The sequence below is a fragment of the Salinivirga sp. genome (genome assembly GCF_055145285.1).
This window is the reverse complement of record NZ_JBSRDC010000022.1, coordinates 1-18,303: the sequence shown is the minus strand read 5'-3', so window position 1 is coordinate 18,303 and position 18,303 is coordinate 1. Positions and strand designations below refer to the sequence as shown.

The 18,303-nt window shown below is 40.4% G+C and carries 14 protein-coding genes; 11 read left to right on the top strand and 3 right to left on the bottom strand.

Features of this window, described 5'->3' with window-relative positions; all coding sequences use genetic code 11:
* Positions 1-4: 4 nt before the first annotated feature.
* The 10 genes from ACTB0Y_RS04345 (at position 5) to gldA (ending at position 11,257) form a co-directional block, all read left to right on the top strand.
* A complete protein-coding gene (locus tag ACTB0Y_RS04345) occupies positions 5-1,165 on the top strand; it encodes a 1-deoxy-D-xylulose-5-phosphate reductoisomerase (protein ID WP_463205578.1) in 1,161 nt (386 codons plus the stop codon).
* Between the two features lie 6 nt (positions 1,166-1,171).
* Positions 1,172-2,485 (top strand): RIP metalloprotease RseP, encoded by a 1,314-nt coding sequence (rseP, locus tag ACTB0Y_RS04340; protein WP_463205577.1) that lies wholly within the window; start codon positions 1,172-1,174, stop codon positions 2,483-2,485.
* A 92-nt stretch (positions 2,486-2,577) separates the two neighbouring features.
* Positions 2,578-4,587: a PorE family type IX secretion system protein gene (gene porE, locus ACTB0Y_RS04335; protein WP_463205576.1), complete on the top strand. Its 2,010-nt coding sequence runs from the start codon at positions 2,578-2,580 to the stop codon at positions 4,585-4,587.
* 102 nt (positions 4,588-4,689) lie between these two features.
* Positions 4,690-5,859, top strand: a complete 1,170-nt coding sequence (locus ACTB0Y_RS04330) for an AIR synthase related protein (protein ID WP_463205575.1) — start codon at positions 4,690-4,692, stop codon at positions 5,857-5,859.
* Between the two features lie 12 nt (positions 5,860-5,871).
* A complete protein-coding gene (gene prfA / locus ACTB0Y_RS04325; protein ID WP_463205574.1) occupies positions 5,872-6,948 on the top strand; it encodes a peptide chain release factor 1 in 1,077 nt (358 codons plus the stop codon).
* A 3-nt stretch (positions 6,949-6,951) separates the two neighbouring features.
* On the top strand, positions 6,952-7,785 hold the full coding sequence (pyrF, locus tag ACTB0Y_RS04320; protein WP_463205573.1) for an orotidine-5'-phosphate decarboxylase: 834 nt from the start codon (positions 6,952-6,954) through the stop codon (positions 7,783-7,785).
* 110 nt (positions 7,786-7,895) lie between these two features.
* Positions 7,896-8,462, top strand: coding sequence for a hypothetical protein (locus ACTB0Y_RS04315; protein WP_463205572.1), 567 nt, complete (start codon positions 7,896-7,898; stop codon positions 8,460-8,462).
* Positions 8,463-8,612: 150 nt separating this feature from the next.
* Positions 8,613-9,593 carry a lipoate--protein ligase gene (locus ACTB0Y_RS04310; RefSeq protein WP_463205571.1) on the top strand — a complete coding sequence of 327 codons (981 nt, stop codon included), beginning with the start codon at positions 8,613-8,615 and terminating at the stop codon, positions 9,591-9,593.
* An 18-nt stretch (positions 9,594-9,611) separates the two neighbouring features.
* Entirely contained in the window at positions 9,612-10,268 is a 657-nt protein-coding gene (mnmC2, locus tag ACTB0Y_RS04305; RefSeq protein ID WP_463205570.1) for a tRNA (5-methylaminomethyl-2-thiouridine)(34)-methyltransferase MnmC2, read from the top strand.
* Positions 10,269-10,336: 68 nt separating this feature from the next.
* Positions 10,337-11,257 (top strand): gliding motility-associated ABC transporter ATP-binding subunit GldA, encoded by a 921-nt coding sequence (gene gldA / locus ACTB0Y_RS04300; protein WP_463205569.1) that lies wholly within the window; start codon positions 10,337-10,339, stop codon positions 11,255-11,257.
* 31 nt (positions 11,258-11,288) lie between these two features.
* Here gldA and ACTB0Y_RS04295 read toward each other — a convergent pair whose 3' ends face one another.
* From ACTB0Y_RS04295 to ACTB0Y_RS04285, 3 genes are all read right to left on the bottom strand, one after another.
* Positions 11,289-14,933, bottom strand: a complete 3,645-nt coding sequence (locus ACTB0Y_RS04295) for a ligand-binding sensor domain-containing protein (RefSeq protein ID WP_463205568.1) — start codon at positions 14,931-14,933, stop codon at positions 11,289-11,291.
* 133 nt (positions 14,934-15,066) lie between these two features.
* Entirely contained in the window at positions 15,067-17,049 is a 1,983-nt protein-coding gene (locus ACTB0Y_RS04290; RefSeq protein WP_463205567.1) for a TonB-dependent receptor plug domain-containing protein, read from the bottom strand.
* A gap of 8 nt (positions 17,050-17,057) precedes the next feature.
* Positions 17,058-17,822, bottom strand: coding sequence for a uroporphyrinogen-III C-methyltransferase (locus tag ACTB0Y_RS04285; RefSeq protein WP_463205566.1), 765 nt, complete (start codon positions 17,820-17,822; stop codon positions 17,058-17,060).
* A 167-nt stretch (positions 17,823-17,989) separates the two neighbouring features.
* Between ACTB0Y_RS04285 and ACTB0Y_RS04280 the strand changes: the two genes are divergently transcribed.
* On the top strand, positions 17,990-18,196 hold the full coding sequence (locus ACTB0Y_RS04280) for a hypothetical protein (RefSeq protein ID WP_463205565.1): 207 nt from the start codon (positions 17,990-17,992) through the stop codon (positions 18,194-18,196).
* The last annotated feature ends 107 nt before the right edge of the window (positions 18,197-18,303 follow it).

The following is an 18,303-nucleotide window of genomic DNA, read 5'->3' as shown; positions in this document are numbered from 1 at the left end:
AATTATGAAGAAAATTGCCATATTAGGAAGCACGGGTTCCATAGGTACACAAGCTCTGGAGGTTATTCGTCAACACCCCGAGCGGTTCGAAGTTATTGGACTATCTACACATGCAAATGCCAATTTAATTATTGAACAGGCGCGTGAATTTAAGCCTGCAATGATACATGTTACGGATGAAACTCAGGCGAAAGAAGTTAAAAGTGCCCTAAAAAAATCCTCTGTTAAAGTCTTAACAGGAGCAGATGAGCTTGATGCCCTGGCTACGGATAAAAATGTCGATATGGTGATTTCTGCTATTGTCGGTTTTGCCGGGCTTAAACCCACAATTGCTGCAATTGATGCAGGTAAAGATATTGCACTTGCCAACAAAGAAACCCTGGTCGTAGCAGGCGATATTGTTATGGATATGGCCACCCGTAAAGAAGTTAATGTATTACCGGTAGACAGCGAGCATTCGGCCATATTTCAGGTGATGCAGGGCGAAAATTACGACAAGGTACGGCGATTAATACTCACAGCTTCCGGCGGTCCGTTTCTCGATACCGATGTAAAAGATATGTATGGTGTTTCATGCGAAGATGCTTTGAAACACCCCAACTGGAATATGGGGAACAAAATTACTATTGACTCGGCTACAATGATGAATAAAGGTTTGGAAGTAATTGAAGCCTACCATTTATTTAAAATTCCACCATTTAAAATTGAGGTCGTTATCCATCCCCAATCTATTATTCACTCCATGGTCGAATTCGATGACCGGTCTATAAAAGCACAAATGGGATTGCCGGATATGCGGGTGCCAATCCAATATGCACTGGGTTATCCGGAAAGGCTTAAAAACAAATTGCCCGAATTAGATTTTACTGAATATAGTTCCTTAACCTTTCAAAAGCCCGATTTAGAAAAATTTCCGGCACTTGGCATTGCTTTTGAGACCATTAGAAGAGGAGGAAATTTCCCTTGCATTATTAATGCTGCCAATGAAATAGCTGTTGATGCATTTTTAAACAATCAGATTGGTTTTATGCAGATATCCAAAATAGTGGAACAAACTATGGAGTCGGCTACACCAGTTGTCAACCCAGCCATAGAGGACTTAATAAATAGTGATGTTGAAGCCAGGGGAAAAGCAAAAGAGTTTATCAAACAATTAAATAAGTAGAACTGAATGGAGATTATAGTTAAAATAGGTCAATTTCTATTAAGCTTATCAATATTAATAGTGCTCCACGAGTTTGGGCACTTTTTCTTTGCAAGGCTTTTTAAAACCCGCGTGGAGAAGTTTTTCTTGTTTTTTGACCCGGGGTTTTCGTTGCTTTCATTTAAAAAAGGTAAAACAACATATGGTTTGGGATGGTTGCCTCTGGGTGGTTATGTGAAAATATCCGGAATGATTGACGAATCTATGGATAAGGAACAGATGAGCAAGCCGGCCAAGCCCTATGAATTTAGGGCCAAACCCGCATGGCAGCGTTTGTTGATTATGCTTGGAGGTGTATTCGTTAATTTTTTGCTGGGGTTTCTTATATATGCCACCATTTTATATACCTGGGGCGAAGATTATTTACCGGTAAAAAACATGGAGCATGGTGTTGTGGTAGATTCTGCTGCTGCCCAGGCAGGTTTCAAAGATGGTGACCGAATTGTGAGCCTCGACGGCAAAGAGGTTGTGCGTTACAGAGAGATTATCACTAAAATACTTTTGGAAGATGTATCGACAGTTCAGGTAATACGCAATGGTGAAAAAATGAGTATAACTCTTCCCGAAGAGATAAAGAAAAAAATTATTAAAGGCGATCGCCTCTTTACACCGCGTATTCCATTCGTGGTGGGTGGGTTTGCGAAAAACAGTGTGGCACAAAAAGTTGGCATTCAAAAAGGCGACCGCATAATTCAGATTGATACCATTGCCACACCATTGGCCGACCAGGTAAGCCCTGCCCTCGGGAAATATCAAAATAATCAAGTTGATGTTACCGTATTGCGTAACGGCCGCGAGAAAACTTTTGAAGTACAACTGGACTCAACAGCAATGTTAGGTGTGGCTGTTGACATCACAAAAGCACTCGATTTTGAAACACGCCATTATTCTTTTCTGGAGGCTATCCCCGCCGGAGTATCAAAGGCATACGATACAGGGAAAAAATATCTCCAGCAATTTAAGCTGATTTTTTCGCCCGAAACAGAAGCATATAAAGAAGTAGGTGGTTTTATTACAATTGGAAAGATTTTTCCCGGTGTGTGGAACTGGCAATCATTCTGGAGCTTAACAGCTTTTTTATCGATAATGCTGGCCATTCTTAATTTACTGCCAATTCCTGCACTTGATGGCGGACACGTTGTGTTTTTACTCTATGAGATTATTACAGGCCGCAAACCCGGTGAGAAATTTATGGAGTATGCACAAATGACAGGTATGTTTATCTTGCTGGCACTCTTGATTTTTGCTAATGGAAATGATATAGTGAAATTATTTCAATAAAAATATTTAAATTCGCAAATAACATTATTAAAACATAAAATTTCAGTTTCTACGTTCTATTTTAGATTGAAGCAAAAAGAAAATCGTATATTATGCAATATTTCAGGTTAGTGGGTTTGTTTTTAGCCTTTTTTATGGTTGTTCAGTTAGCTGACGCACAGCAAAGAAGAATCGAAAAGGCTGAGAGCGCTTTCAATTCAGGAAAATATTTTGAAGCCATTGATTTATTTAAATATGCCTACGGAAAAGTTGACGACCGCGAACTCGAAAATGAGTTAATTTTTAAAACAGCTTTATGTTACCGGTACATTGATGATGTAAGGCAGGCAGAAATCTGGTTCCGAAAAGCCGTAAGGCGCGGTATTGAAAATCCGTTGGCAACACTTTATTATGCCGATGCGCTGCTGGCCAATGGTGAATATGAAGAAGCCAGGACTAATTACAATAAATACAAGGAATTAGTGCCGGATGATGCCCGAGCCAACAAAGGCATTGAATCTTGCGACTTTGCTATTGAAGCCAAGAAAACCCCAACCCGGCATAAGATTACACCTATGTACTTCTTCAATACACGCGAAAGTGAATTCTCCCCCTGCTACGGCAAAGATAATTATTCAATAGTGTATTTTACAACTACAACTGAAGGAACCACAGGAAATGAGATAAATCCCGTAACCGGTCAGTATTATGCCGATATCTACCAATCGCGCGTCGACCGGAAGGGTGAGTGGTCAGACCCAACACCTTTGGGAGAAAATATTAATACTGAATTTGATGAGGGTGTAGCCTGCACCAATGAAAAAGCCAATACGATGTATTTTACAGCCATTCGCGACAATAAAGATGGCGATATGGTAACACAAATATACAAGAGTGAAAAACAAGGTATTGATTGGGGAGAAGCTACACGGGTAGCAATTTATGAGGCAGACTCTATTATGGTAGCCCATCCGGCCATTTCTTACGATGAAAAAACACTTTACTTTGTAAGCGATAAATCCGGAGGTGAGGGTGGAAAAGATATCTGGAAAGTTACGGCCAGCGATGATGGCTGGGGAACACCCGAAAATATGGGAACCGATATTAACACAAGTGGTAACGAAGTTTTCCCTTTTGTGCATAAAGACGGAACACTATATTTTTCTTCTGATGGCCATGTAGGTATGGGTGGACTGGATTTATTCATGGCTCGTCCACAAGGTAGTCAGTGGGAAATAGAAAACATGGGATACCCCATGAATTCACCAAGAGACGATTTCGGAATTGTATTCGAGCGGAAACTGGAACGCGGTTTCGTTTCTTCAAACCGTGACGATGCCAGAGGTGAAGATGATGTTTTTCAGTTTGCGCTGCCACCACTTGAATTTAAACTTAAATTGGTAGTCAAAAACGAAAAAACAGGTGAAAAAATTCCTGATGCATCGGTGAATCTTATTGGTTCTGATGGTACAAACGAAGTTAAAACCAGCGAAGCCGATGCGACTGTTGAATACGACCTGAATCCGAATACAGACTACAGAATTATTGCGCGTAAAGGTGGATTTTTGGCAGGCAAGGAAAAGCTCTCTACCAAAGGATTGACCGAAAGTCAGGAAATAGAACTTGACCTGTTTATGCCGCCAAATGATGAACCCAGACTCGTTAAGGTATTCTACGACTTTGGAAAATGGGACCTTAAACCTGAATCGATGGTTGCGCTGGAAGAGCTCGTGGAATTGCTCAGAGACGATAACCCCAATATTACCATCGAGTTGAGCTCTCATACCGACTTCCGCGGGAGTGATGAGGCAAACAGGGAGCTGTCATACAAACGGGCAAAAAGTGTTGTTGATTTCTTAGTTCTTTATGGCATCGATGAAGAAAGATTAACTTCAAAGGGTTACGGCGAATCAAAACCCAAAAAGATTTCTCCAAGAGAAGCGCAGGAATATGCCAACAAACCCGGTTGGGAATTTCTTAAAGCCGGTGATGTGCTTTCAGAATCTTATATCAGGAATCTACCAACAGAAGAAATGAAAGAAATTGCCCATTCGCTTAACCGTAGAACTGAGTTCCGCGTAACCGGAACCGATTACGTTCCCCGAATTCGACGAAAGAAATAAATATTCATTATAATACAGCTCCGGTGGTCCATGGCATCGGAGCTGTTTTTTATAATAAATAAGCATAAAATGATTAATTTTGTGGCCAATAATTAATTTGTAATGGAAGATAACAGATACGCCCGCAGAGGGGTTTCCGCCAGTAAAGAGGATGTACATAAAGCCATTTCTAACCTTGATAAAGGCATTTTTCCCAATGCCTTTTGCAAAGTAATTCCCGATGTTTTGGCTGGTGACCCGGAATGGTGCAATATTATGCACGCTGACGGAGCCGGCACCAAATCATCGCTTGCTTACATGTACTGGAAGGAGACAGGAGACCTGTCTGTTTGGAAAGGCATAGCACAAGATGCTATTGTAATGAATATCGACGATTTACTTTGTGTGGGTGTTACAAATAATATTTTGGTCTCGTCTACAATTGGGCGCAATAAAAACCTGATTCCGGGAGAAGTAATCAGTGCAATTATTAACGGAACTAATGAAGTACTGGAACAGCTTACATCGCTGGGTGTTAACACGGTTTTTACCGGTGGCGAAACAGCCGACGTGGGCGATTTGGTGCGTACCGTTATAGTCGATTCTACTGTTACGGCCAGGGCACGAAAAGACCATATTATTACGAATGAAAATATCCGGGAAGGAGATGTAATTGTAGGTCTTAGCTCAACCGGCAAAGCCACCTATGAAGATACTTATAATGGCGGCATGGGAAGCAACGGATTAACATCGGCCCGCCATGATGTGTTTGCCCACTATTTGGCAAAAAAGTACCCTGAAAGCTTTGACCCGGCAGTAGATGACTCGTTGGTTTATTCAGGAAGTAAGGCCCTAACCGATGCTATTTATGGACTAAAACTTGATGCCGGGAAATTAGTTTTATCACCAACCCGAACCTACGCTCCGGTCATCAGGCAAATCCTTAATCAGTACCGGCCCGATGTGCATGGAATGATTCATTGCAGCGGAGGCGCCCAAACCAAGGTACTTAATTTTGTTCAAAATTTGCACATTATAAAAAACAACATGTTTCCCACACCACCACTTTTTAAATTGATTCAACAGGAATCGCAAACCACCTGGCAGGAAATGTATAAAGTTTTCAATATGGGGCACCGTTTTGAACTTTATGTACCTGAAGATATTGCACAGAATATCATCGATATAGCAGCAACTTTTAATGTGGAAGCACGTAAAGTGGGTTATGTTGAGTCATCAACACAAAAAAAATTAACTATAGATAGCGAACACGGAAAATTTGAATATCATTAATTGGAGGAAAAAATGAGTAATTTACTGGAAAAACTGGAGGGTATTAAAATACGATTTGAGGAAGTTGGAGAATTAATTACAGATCCGGAAGTAATTGCCGATGTAAAGCGTTACATCAATCTTAATAAGGAATATAAAAATCTTGAACCCATTATCGAAGCAGGTAATGAGTATAAGCTGGTGCTAGACAACCTTGAGACATCTAAAGAGATGCTCAGCGGGGAAGATGAGGAAATGAAGGAAATGGCTAAAATGGAGCTGGAAGAACTGGAAGCCCGGAAAACTGAACTGGAAGAAAAAATTAAAGTTTTACTTGTACCTAAAGATCCCGAAGATGATAAGAATGTGGTACTCGAAATACGTGGCGGTACAGGTGGTGACGAAGCCAGTATTTTTGCCGGTGATCTTTTTCGCATGTACACTAAATTTTGCGAAAATAAGGGATGGAAGTTTCAAATGACGAGCAACACCGAAGGTACTGCAGGAGGTTTTAAAGAGGTCATTGCCTTTATTTCAGGAAATGGCGTGTATGGCATCATGAAATATGAGTCGGGTGTGCACCGCGTGCAGCGGGTTCCGCAAACCGAAACTCAGGGTCGTGTGCATACTTCAGCTGCCACTGTTGCAGTGCTGCCTGAAGCTGAGGAGTTTGACCTCGAGATTAACCAAAATGACATCCGTAAAGACACTTATTGTAGCTCGGGTCCCGGCGGACAGTCAGTAAATACAACCTACTCTGCCATACGTCTCACACACATTCCTACCAATATTGTGGTAACCTGTCAGGACGAGAAATCGCAGATTAAGAACCTGGACAAGGCCATGAAGGAGTTACGGACGCGCCTTTACAACCTGGAATACCAAAAACGAATGGATGAGATTGCATCGAAAAGAAAAACAATGGTATCATCAGGAGACCGCTCTGCAAAGATCAGAACTTACAACTTCCCACAGGGAAGGGTTACAGACCACCGCATAAACCTTACAATGTATAATTTACAGGCTGTGATGAGTGGTGAAATAGAAGAAATTATTGAAAAGCTACAAACTGCCGAAAACGCTGAAAAATTAAAAGAAAGTAATTTATAAAACATGAATGCCCAAGCCCTTTTTGATCAGATCAGAAAAAAACAAAGTTTTTTGTGTGTAGGATTAGATGCCGATGAAGATAAAATCCCTTCGCACCTTTTTAAATACGAAGACCCCGTATATGAGTTTAATAAAGCAATCATTGATGCCACACACGATCTGGTCGTGGCTTATAAACCTAACCTGGCTTTTTATGAAGCCATGGGCACCAAAGGTTTAGTTAGTTTGGAGAAAACAAATGCTTATATCCAGCAAAACTTTCCTGAAATAATAATGATTGCTGATGCCAAACGTGGAGATATTGGCAACACAGCACGTATGTATGCAAAGTCTGTTTTTGAGCAATTTCGATTCGATGCCGTTACATTATCGCCCTATATGGGAAAAGACAGTATAGATCCATTTTTTGAATATACAGATAAATGGGTGGTTCTTCTCGGTGTTACTTCCAACAGCGGAGCGGAGGATTTTCAACTTGCGAAAACAGACACCGGCAGGCCCTTTTTTATGGAAGTCATAGACAAAGGCTCAAAATGGGCCGATGAGAACCAACTGATGTTTGTGGCCGGTGCTACAAGGCCCGAAATGCTCAAAGAAATTCGCCAGATTATACCCAATCATTTTCTACTGGTCCCCGGAGTTGGTGCACAGGGCGGAAGCCTTGAAGAAGTCGCTGCAAATGGAATTAATGCCCAATGTGGTTTGCTTGTAAATAGCTCAAGGGCAATTATTTATGCCGGAAATAATGAACATTTTGCCCAGGAAGCCAGAATTTCGGCCCATGATTTGCAGGATAAGATGAAAGCCATACTTTTTGAGCATAATTTAATGGATTAATCTCCGTTTATGTTTTACAAAATAGTTTTCGCTATTGCTTTGTAGTAAAATTGTTGGTATTTTCGCAAGGCTTTAAAGACGTTGTTTAATTTCAAATATCCGATACCTGAATGAAAGGTTCATTTTTTTGCATATTCGTATTCTTATTCACGGCAGCTGCTGTGTTTAATGTGCGCGCTCAAAATTCTTATGATGATGAACCAGCACACCTTTTTCACGACGATGAACCCACAACCATACAGGCTAACGTGCTTATTACAGACGACCGCGCAAATGGCGATTCAGCCGGAGTAAGGCTCGATTTTAGACGTTTAATTCAGAATCATCTCAAGGAATCTTTCCCGGCAGTAAAATTCGTCTTTGTTCAAAAAATGAGGGAACTGAAAAGATCCGGCGACCATGTAAATATTATGATTTCGGTTAAGTATAGCGGAATAGAAACAGATACTACCGATAAAATTGCAATGACCCATTACCACGTAACCATTTACGATGTTTCGCGCACACCAATTCATATTAAAGATGGCGCAGTTAAATACGACAGAAACAATTCAACTTCAAATGAGATAGAACAAGCAGTTGAATACACCGTAACAGTTGCAAATAAGCGTTTGGTAGCTTTCTTAAAACGAAATATCAAACATCACACCTTCCAGAAGACAGCTCAAAACATTTAATCAACGGAGTTTAAGCGTTCCAAACTCTTGTTTTACCCTTTTCTTACCAAATAAATTTCTCATCTTTGTATTCCGCCTGAACAATTAGAGATTGTCAAGGTTATCGAATATGTAACTTTAACTTATTAAACCGTTTTAATCAGAAGCAATATGTTGTGTATAAAATCAACAACTCATGATCCGGCATTTAATTTGGCCACGGAAGAATATTTATTGAGACACAAAGACGAAGAGTGTTTTTATCTTTATATAAACAGCCCTTCTATTATAGTTGGCAAACATCAAAACACATTGGCAGAAATAAATGTGGATTATGTAAAAGCCCAAAAAATTGCTATAATCCGGCGCCTTTCAGGTGGTGGAGCAGTGTTTCACGACCCCGGCAATTTGAATTTTACTTTTATTAAGAAAGGCGAAAAAGACCAATTGGTAGATTTCAGAAAATATACCCGCCCCATACTGGATGTATTGCAAGCTCTGGGTGTAAATGCACGTTTCGAAGGCCGAAACGACCTTACCATAGAAGGGAAAAAGTTCAGTGGTAATGCAGAGCACGTGTACAAAAGTAAAATTCTACACCACGGCACACTGTTATTTAGCTCTAAATTACCCGATCTTTCACAGGCACTGAAAGTAAACCCCCTTAAGTACAAAGATAAAGCAGTGAAATCTGTCCGTAGCCGGGTTACCAATATTAGTGAACACCTGGAAGAGCCCATTACGCTTCAGGAATTCGAAGACCGGGTTATGAAGCATATTCGCGACATGTATGCCGATAGCCGCATTTATGAACTTACGGAAGAAGATAAGCAAGGGATTCAAAAGTTGGTGGATGAGAAATTTGGCACATGGGACTGGAATTATGGTTATTCGCCGGAATACAATTTTCAAAAAGGCATTAAAACTGAAGGTGGCCATATTGAAGTTAATCTCGATGTGAACAAAGGAATCATCCGTAGAGCCAAAATTTTTGGTGATTTTTTCAACACCAAAGATATCGGTGAAGTTGAAGCATTATTAATTAACACGCCGCATGAATATAGCCATCTTAAAGAAAATTTGTCTCGAATAGATGTAAGCCAGTATTTTTCAAAAGTTAGTCGTGAAGAATTGCTGGAAGGTTTGTTTTAAAACCCAATTAGTAAAAAAATGAAGGTTAAACCCATTGAAACTGCCGATGGCAGCCACAGCCTTTATGTGGAATCGCTTGATGAACATTACCATTCTACAAAAGGTGCAGTGCAGGAGTCGCGACACGTATTTATCGAAGCAGGGTTAAAACAGAAAAGGCAAAGACCACTTAAAATTTTGGAAATAGGATTGGGAACAGGTTTGAATGCTTTATTGTCAATTATTGAGCGTAGTAAAGGTCAGGAAATTTTTTATACAGCGTTGGAAAAATATCCTTTGCCACCCGAAATCACCGATAAATTGAATTATTCCCGTCTGCTGAATGTCAACGAGCCATGGTTCAGTCAAATTCATCATGCTGTGTGGGCTGCCTCCCAGGAAATTGCACCCGCATTTTATGTAAAAAAAATTGAAACGGACTTGCGCAACTGGGAACCCGAAGACACTTATGATTTGGTGTATTTTGATGCCTTTGGACCTGACAAGCAACCCGAAATGTGGTCAGTGCCCATTTATCAGACTGTTTATGATGCCATGAATCCGGGAGGATTGTTGCTAACCTATACGGCAAAGGGCGCAGTTCGGAGAGGGCTTGAGCAAGTAGGATTCGAAGTAGAAAGACTACAGGGGCCACCAGGCAAAAATCATATGACGAGGGCCCGAAAAGAGGCTTAGTTTTTGAAGTAAAACCATTAATAATTGTCATACTTAATTAAATTTGCAGGTTAAATCATTGCAGCCCTATGTCAATAAAAACGCAAAACCTCACAAAACTTTTTGGTACTCAAAAAGCACTCGATAATGTATCATTTGAAGTAAAGAGCGGAGAAGTGGTAGGCTTTCTCGGCCCCAACGGAGCAGGTAAATCTACAGCCATGAAAATCTTAACAGGTTTAATTCCACAAACTGAGGGAGATGCCTGGGTTAATGATGTCAATGTGCGGGAAGATAGCATGGCAGTGCGAAAAACAACGGGTTACCTGCCGGAAAATAACCCGCAATATGATGATATGTATGTGAAGGAGTACCTTAATTTTGTAGCTGGTTTGCACAAGATGGGAAAATCAAAAAACGAACGTATTGCAACGCTTGTTGAACAAGTAGGATTGACCCCTGAACAGCATAAAAAAATCGGAGAACTTTCAAAAGGTTACCGGCAGCGGGTTGGGTTGGCTCAGGCGTTATTGCACGATCCTTCAGTACTTATTCTCGATGAGCCCACATCAGGACTTGACCCGAACCAGATTATCGAAATTAGAAACCTCATATCGTCTGTTGGCAAAGCTAAAACCGTTTTATTATCTACACACATTATGCAGGAGGTAGATGCTATTTGCGACCGCATTGTGATTATTCATAAAGGGAAAATAGTAGCTGATGATACTACCGTTAATATTAAGAAAAAAATTGGTGGGGAGCAGCAGGTTATTGTTGTAGAGTTTAATTCAAATCCTGATATTAAAAAACTTGAAAAAATTGATGGTGTTCAGAGCGTCCTCAAAAAAGAAGGGAATCTTTATGAACTTACCGGGGGAAAAAATGTGGATATTCGCACAAAACTTTTTAATACAGCTGTAAAAGAAAAGCTCACCGTGCTCTCTATGCAGGAAAAAAGTCAAACACTGGAACAAATATTCCAGGAGCTTACTACCTCAAAACGTTAATTAAAACGCACCATTCTGGACTGTTGTTGAATTAAACACCTTTTTCGGGAACCCGGAATCCCATCACAAGGATATCATCGATTTGCTCTTCTTTACCCTGCCATTGTTCAAGAAAATCTATGAGTTCCTGTTTCTGGGTTTGCATATTCTGCTGGTGAACCTTTAAAATTAATTCCTGAAAACGTGGTTTTTTAATTTTACGACCGCGCTTTCCGCCAAATTGGTCATGATACCCATCTGTGAACATGTAAAAAGTATCTCCTGCATTAAAAGTTATTTCCTGGGTCGTAAATGATTTTAATTTAGGATAGGCTGCAATGGTAAACCGGTCACCTTGAAATTCTTTTAGCTGACCATTCTGAATATGATATACTGAATTGTGGGCGCCTGCATATAAAGCTGTGTTGCTGTTTTTTTCAAAAGTTAGTATGGCCATGTCAAGGCCGTCTCGTTGTTCACCGGGTTTATTTTTTTGCTGCATAGCTTGTATCACCTCTTCACGTAAGCGGTGCAGTATTTTGTTGGGTTGAGTAATTTTTTCTTTCAGCACTATTTCGCGTAGAAACGACATACCTAGAATACTCATAAAGGCTCCGGGGACACCATGCCCGGTACAATCTGCAGCCACTATAATTGTTTGGTTACCTACCTGGACCCACCAGTAAAAGTCTCCGCTTACAATATCCCGTGGGTGGAACAGTAAAAACGATTCCGGAAAAATAGAACCAAGACTCGAGAATTCTGGCATTAATGACGACTGAATTCGTTGGGCATAGTCAATACTCTGAGATGTGGATTTATTGATTTGCTCCATTTGGTCTCGTTGCTGAACAACCATATCACGTTGTGTTGCAATTTCGTTGCGTTGCTCTGTAACCTGTGCAACCAGTGCATTTAGTTCTTCGTTTTTTTCCTGAATTTCGACAGTGCGCGCTTTAACCTGATTTTCCAGTTCTTTTTGCCGCTTTTTTAAAAATCGGGTTCGCCAGCGGAATATTAGCATGACGATAGCAATCAACAATATTCCATAAAATAAAAAAGCCCAGATTGTCATCCACCAGGGTGTGGAAATACTAATTTTTTGTGTGGCTATTTTGCTGCTTAGCCCGCCCCGGGTCACAGCCTTTAATTGAAACACATAGTTCCCTGCTGGAATATTTCTGTAATCAGCTTTTGACTCAGTGCCGGGAAGGCTCCATTTTTTCTCAAGCGGGTACAAACGCGAAAGATATCGAATGTTCTGAATATTCTGATAATTGGCTGCACCGAAATGAAATGTGATGTGCCTTGCATTATAGGGAAGTTGCAGCATTTCGGGTTTATTATAAAAAGGAGTTGCACTGCCAGTACTAATATTCAAGGTATCGTACTCTGAAGAGGTTGATTCTGAAAGTTTATGGAAGTCAATCCATTTTTGTTTTACCTGCAAAGCATCTATGGTTACTTTCGGAGCGGTGGTATCGATAGCAAGTTGGGCCAGATTAAGGTACGTAAGCGCTTTCCCTGTTCCCCACCATGCTGTATTGTTATGGTCAATAAAGGCAGAATTGGTATGAAAATCCAACCCTTTCAATCCGTCATTTTTATCAAAATACTGTATGTTTAAATGATTCGGTGATGAAGGCGCTATTTTGTCTTTATGTTCAATGAGATTCAGACCCCGTTCTGTTCCTACCCAAATTCTTTGCTGATTATCTTCTATAATTGATTTGATATAGTTTGAACTTAGCCCATCGTCTGTGGTTAGGTGAAAACGAGTTGTATCATTTACAACAACAATTCCTGCATTATGAGTTCCAAACCACATGGCTCCATCACTCATTTGAACGGCAGAATATACCGCATTGGAGGTTAACCCGCTTGTGGTATCATAATTTAAAAATTGTTCTCCATTATATCGGGTCACTCCTCCGCCATCGGTTGCAAACCAAATGTCTCCGTGCCGGTCTTCCATAATGTCAAACACGTCATTATTCTCTAAACCATTTTCTTTGTTGATTTGCCGTACAGAATCCCCATTATACCTGAATACACCATCATCCCACGAGCCAAACCAAAGGTTTCCTTTTGAATCAGCCAACATGCTGATAATTTTTAATCGTTTTTTATCAGGGTTTAAATTGATTTCATAAAGCTTACGGTCTTCAATTTTATACACCCCTCCTTTATAAGTTCCAAACCAAAGGTTGTTCTGCTGGTCATTCATGGCTGATAGCACAATGTGACTTTTCATTTTAGCAGATTCACGGTCGTAATATTTCAAGGTATTGCCCTCAAAATGGCATATACCTGCTGTTTCAGTTCCAAGCCATAGATGGTTGTTTTTATCTTCTGCAAAAGCCCATATGTTCTCACTTTCCAACCCCTCTTCGGTAGTGATATGTTTAAATCCATTAATTCTAAGCCTGTTGACGCCACCGCCATATGTTCCCAACCACAAAATGTCGTTTTCCATGGTCATATCTGATATGAAATCGTGGCTTAATCCATGGTTTGTTGTGTAATTTGTATACCGGGCAGTATGATAATTTTTATCATCGGAAATTAACTTAAACACACCATATCCTGCAGTCCCTATCCATAAGTTACTTGACACATCTTTTTGCAAGATTTTGATTTTTATGCGCATTTTGACTTCCCGGAATTCGTTATTGTCAAAAATCACAAGGTTTTTGTGTGTACCGAGGCATAGGTTTCCAAATTTGTCTTCTATAAAACTTTTAATTTGGTTGCTGGCTCCCTGGTTTTTGAAAAAATAACTCGTTATGGTGTGGTCTTTAATTAATACTGGACCTTTTGCGGTGCCAACCCATATGGAGTCTGCATTTTCAGTATATACGGTAAAGACTTCGTTAGTGGGCAATCCACTTTTTTTTGTGAGTTGAAGTACAGCATCTTTTGTAAGGACAAATAAACCATTGTTTCTTGTTGAAACCCAGATTCGACCTTTGCGGTCTTCTGTTATTTGATAGACATACAGTTCGCTGAGCTTTGCCGTTTTGGGTAAAATGGTAATTTGATGCCCATCAAATACAGCGATGCCATTTCCCTGTGTTCCTATCCAGATGTTTCCCTTGCTGTCTTCGAACAAGGCTCTTATTGAATTATCGGGTAAACCGTGTGCTTTTTTGAAAATTGTAAAAGCATTCCCATTATATCGGACCAACCCTCCTTCGTAAGTTCCAAACCACAATAAGCCCCGGCTATCAGACAGGAGGCTGTGAATATAAGAGGAGCTTAAACCCTGGTCTACATCCAGATATTTTACATCGCAAATAGCCTGGTCTTTATACCTCGGTAATGATGCACTTGTTGGAGCCGGATAGCGGAGCGTGGTTTTAAGGGCCGTGTCATCTTTCCAGTCAGGCTGATGGTAAATAGTATCAAAAATGAGTGGACTGGTCGTTTTTAGATAATTGATTGGGGTTACTGTATCAACGGGATATGTGCTGATTCCTGAAAATTGGTTTACAGAACCTGGCTTGAGTTGTTTTTTGAGAACTTCTGGTTTAAATGTTATTATTTTACTTTTTTTAGCTTCAGTGGTATCGGCCGGTAAAAAACTGGTATGCGTGATTTCTGATTTTTTATCAATTTGGGCAAATAGTGTTTGTGCTTGAAGTGAAATCAAAAAAGCAATTAAAAGAAACCAATATTTTAAAGCGGATTTACCCATAAATTAATCTTCTATATAACAAAAATAGGATTATTTTCCTGACTATGAAATATGAAATGCTGAACAAATCAATTTATGAGCTGCTTGTTTTAATATTTCTTAATTAAATCCGGTGAGTTGAGAAGTATAATAATTATCGAAACAATTGGTAGGTTAATTTTACTTCATAGTTTCTACCTGGTTCAGGATACCCTTCAGAATAGTAGTAGAGTTCATCTGTAAGGTTTCGGAGGTTGAAGTGTATCTTGAGTTGCTCCAGTATCCGATAATTTGCCATCACGTTTATGGTTGTAAAAGAAGGCGCTTTGTATGCTCCATCGCTTGTACTATAGCGAGAAGACAGATAGTTGACTTCTACAGTGGTTTGAAATTTATCGCGCCACAATAGTTGACCATGGGTCTTTAACTGATGCGAAGGAATGTCAATGAATTTTATTTCCGGATTGGTAATGTTTTGCTGGTCGAGCAAGGCATAGCTACCGCCCATGGAGAAAAATTTGTTCATTTCCCATCCAAAGCTTATTTCGCCACCTCGAAAGTGCGATTTACCGGTGTTTTGCAACTGCCATAAGTCATCCTGCACTTCATTTACCCGCTGAATGGTATTGCCTACAAAATTGTAAAACAAGGAAAAGGACCACTGCCATTTAGCTTTTTGTCCACTGTAGCTGATTTCTGTGTTGACAGCATGCTCAGTTTCGAGGTCCGGATTAGGAATAGCTCTGCCAATGCGATACGAATAGCGGTCTTTCATGGTGGCGAAACGGGTTTTGCGTGCCACTGATGCATGTAGAAATTGTTTTTCGCTCAGTTGAAAATACGCTCCAGCCTGATAGTGCCAGGCTTTATCGTGCCCCATGGGAAATTTTACAATAGAGTCTGCTTCTGCAATGTAGTCATCAGCCTGCAGGCCTTTTCGTGTCATAAAAGCAACACCGCCAATTATTTTTAATCGTTTATCCACCTGCCAGATATCTTCTACAGCCAATGAAGTTGTAAGGTCTTTAATATGCCGTGGTGTTTCTCCTTTATTGAAATTTTTGTGATGATCGTATTGCATACGCACACCGGCTTTAAGTTTATGTGCATTTATGCTATACAGGTGCAGGTCAATGTTGACGCCCATCCTGCGGTCGTCGTATGTACTTGTGAACGCATAATTGTAGGTTTGTGATGAATAGGTTGAGTCGTCGAAACTTTTCAATACGTTTTCATAACTATCGGTAAACCAGCGCGATTTAAGGATAAGCTCATTTTGCAACTTGGTTTGGGAATGAAAATAAATTCCATTTTTCTCCCAGCGCGGATATTTCCAGTAGCGCACTCTTATAGCGGGATTATTGCCCAGATATACAGGTACCCCCTTATGAGACTGAACACCTCTTAAACTCAGCACATACTCGTCTCCTTCACGTGGCGTGTAGCCTGCCTGCAACGAATATTGCATGTTTTGGAATTGAGCGTTATCGCGTTTGTGGTCTGTTTCGAGCGAGAAGGGTTCAAAAGCTTCGGGCAGGTTGTAAAAATTTTGCTGCTGCAGTTGAAAAGAACCGGATGCAAACCATTTTTCCTGTCGTGTACCCAGGCTTATGTTTCCTGTGTAACCATTGAATCCTTCGCTGCTGAATTTGCTACCAGCCCCGGCTTTAAGTTCAAATGTAGCTGATGGCTTCCGCGATACCAGGTTAATGGCACCGCCCAATGTGTTAGCACCATAAAGAAGCGATGTAAAGCCCTTATCTACAGATATTTTAGATAACTGCCCGGCTTGAATGCGGTTTAGGTCAATATAGCCGTCGTACGGGATATAAACCGGCAAACCATCGACAAACACCGGAACGCGGCGTAAATCATAACCGCGAATAAAAACCAGCGCCTCATTGCGGCCACCATACTGTGAAATAGTTATCCCCGGTATTAAATCCAAAGCCTGGGCCGCATTTTCAGGATCAAACTGCGCTATCTCTTGTTCGTCGATTTCCTGCAAGGGTGTTACGGTTTGGGTTTCGGTAATGGTAATTTCGCCCAGCTTAAATATTTTGTTTTGTATACTGTCGTTTTGAGCTGCCAACTGTAGTGTGGCCAAAGTGAGTATGATAAATATTGAATTCTTCATTTGGTTTATTATTCTGTATCGGTTTGGGCCGCGAATATACTACGTACTTTTTCACCTATGAAAAAAACAATGGAGTTGTTTAATGAATTTTTGTTCAAAACAGCTGCTATGTTTTGCAGTGTGGCAGATAAAATTTGTTGACCGGGCAAAGATGCATTTGCAACCGCTACAATCGGTAAATTACCTGGCAAACCGTGTTTTAGCAAATAATCGATAATTTGTGGCAGTACATCTTCTGCCATGTAAAGGGCAACGGTGGCCTGTGTTTTCAGGAGTTGCGCAATTTGTTCTAAATTTTCACGTTGTTCGGTTTTCTGGTTGGCCATGTAAAATGTCACTGTATCGGCTTCTGCTTTTTCAGAAATGTGCACATTCCCTGCTACTGCAGCCGCTACGCCGGCAGTGATTCCCGGTATAACCAGGAAAGGCATGGCCATTTCGTACAACAACCCGGTTTCTGTTGCCCCACTTCCAAACATAAAAGCATCTCCTGTTTTAAGGCGCACCACTCGTAGACCTTTTTGGTGATATTCAGCCATTAATTGTGCAGTTTTTTTGCACAAAGCCACACTATCAGTGCTTTTATCTTTATTTATTTTTTCTCTTTTTGCCCGGGGTTGATAGTAATCCAGAATAGCTTCAATTTGTGGTGCATTATACACAATCACATCGGCTTGCATGATGGCTTTTTGTGTTTTTACAGTAATCAGTTCCGGATCACCAGGCCCGGTGCCTGCAATGGTGATGGGGTGTTTATTAGTGTATTCTTTCATGTTATATATGATATGGACTGCAAAATTAGTTTTTTTCGCGGCCTGGCTCAGCGACTTCATTAAGATTATTGTAAAATTATTACAAACACGGAAAGTTTGGTGGTATTCTGAATTGGAATAACTATGGCCAAAAAACCAAAGATAGCAAACTACGAATACACTATGCTGTGCTGGACGACGGAAGAACAGAACAGTTTTACTTGAAACACCTTAAAGAGATTAAAGGGTATGGCTATGCTATCAAGCCAAGGTTGTTCAATCGTTTGACAATAGAAGAGGCAGAAGGAACAATTGATGATCTGTTGAGCGGTGGAGCCAACAAGATCATTTATTTAGCTGACTATGATACAATCATTGAATTAGCCCCCGAATAAGTCTGACATAATTATCAATAAAAATTAGTAATTATGCACACAGACATGAAAAAAAGAAAATTTACAAAAGAAGACAAGCTTCAAATAATAAAAGAAGCTACAGAACA

Bases quoted from the DNA above. Each gene is read 5' to 3' on its own strand.
- ACTB0Y_RS04285 (WP_463205566.1), bottom strand. From the start codon at position 17,822: ATGAAAGAATACACTAATAAACACCCCATCACCATTGCAGGCACCGGG.
- ACTB0Y_RS04345 (WP_463205578.1), top strand. From the start codon at position 5: ATGAAGAAAATTGCCATATTAGGAAGCACGGGTTCCATAGGTACACAA.
- prfA (WP_463205574.1), top strand. From the start codon at position 5,872: ATGAGTAATTTACTGGAAAAACTGGAGGGTATTAAAATACGATTTGAG.
- pyrF (WP_463205573.1), top strand. From the start codon at position 6,952: ATGAATGCCCAAGCCCTTTTTGATCAGATCAGAAAAAAACAAAGTTTT.
- rseP (WP_463205577.1), top strand. From the start codon at position 1,172: ATGGAGATTATAGTTAAAATAGGTCAATTTCTATTAAGCTTATCAATA.
- mnmC2 (WP_463205570.1), top strand. From the start codon at position 9,612: ATGAAGGTTAAACCCATTGAAACTGCCGATGGCAGCCACAGCCTTTAT.
- ACTB0Y_RS04310 (WP_463205571.1), top strand. From the start codon at position 8,613: ATGTTGTGTATAAAATCAACAACTCATGATCCGGCATTTAATTTGGCC.
- ACTB0Y_RS04315 (WP_463205572.1), top strand. From the start codon at position 7,896: ATGAAAGGTTCATTTTTTTGCATATTCGTATTCTTATTCACGGCAGCT.
- gldA (WP_463205569.1), top strand. From the start codon at position 10,337: ATGTCAATAAAAACGCAAAACCTCACAAAACTTTTTGGTACTCAAAAA.
- ACTB0Y_RS04290 (WP_463205567.1), bottom strand. From the start codon at position 17,049: ATGAAGAATTCAATATTTATCATACTCACTTTGGCCACACTACAGTTG.
- ACTB0Y_RS04330 (WP_463205575.1), top strand. From the start codon at position 4,690: ATGGAAGATAACAGATACGCCCGCAGAGGGGTTTCCGCCAGTAAAGAG.
- porE (WP_463205576.1), top strand. From the start codon at position 2,578: ATGCAATATTTCAGGTTAGTGGGTTTGTTTTTAGCCTTTTTTATGGTT.
- ACTB0Y_RS04295 (WP_463205568.1), bottom strand. From the start codon at position 14,933: ATGGGTAAATCCGCTTTAAAATATTGGTTTCTTTTAATTGCTTTTTTG.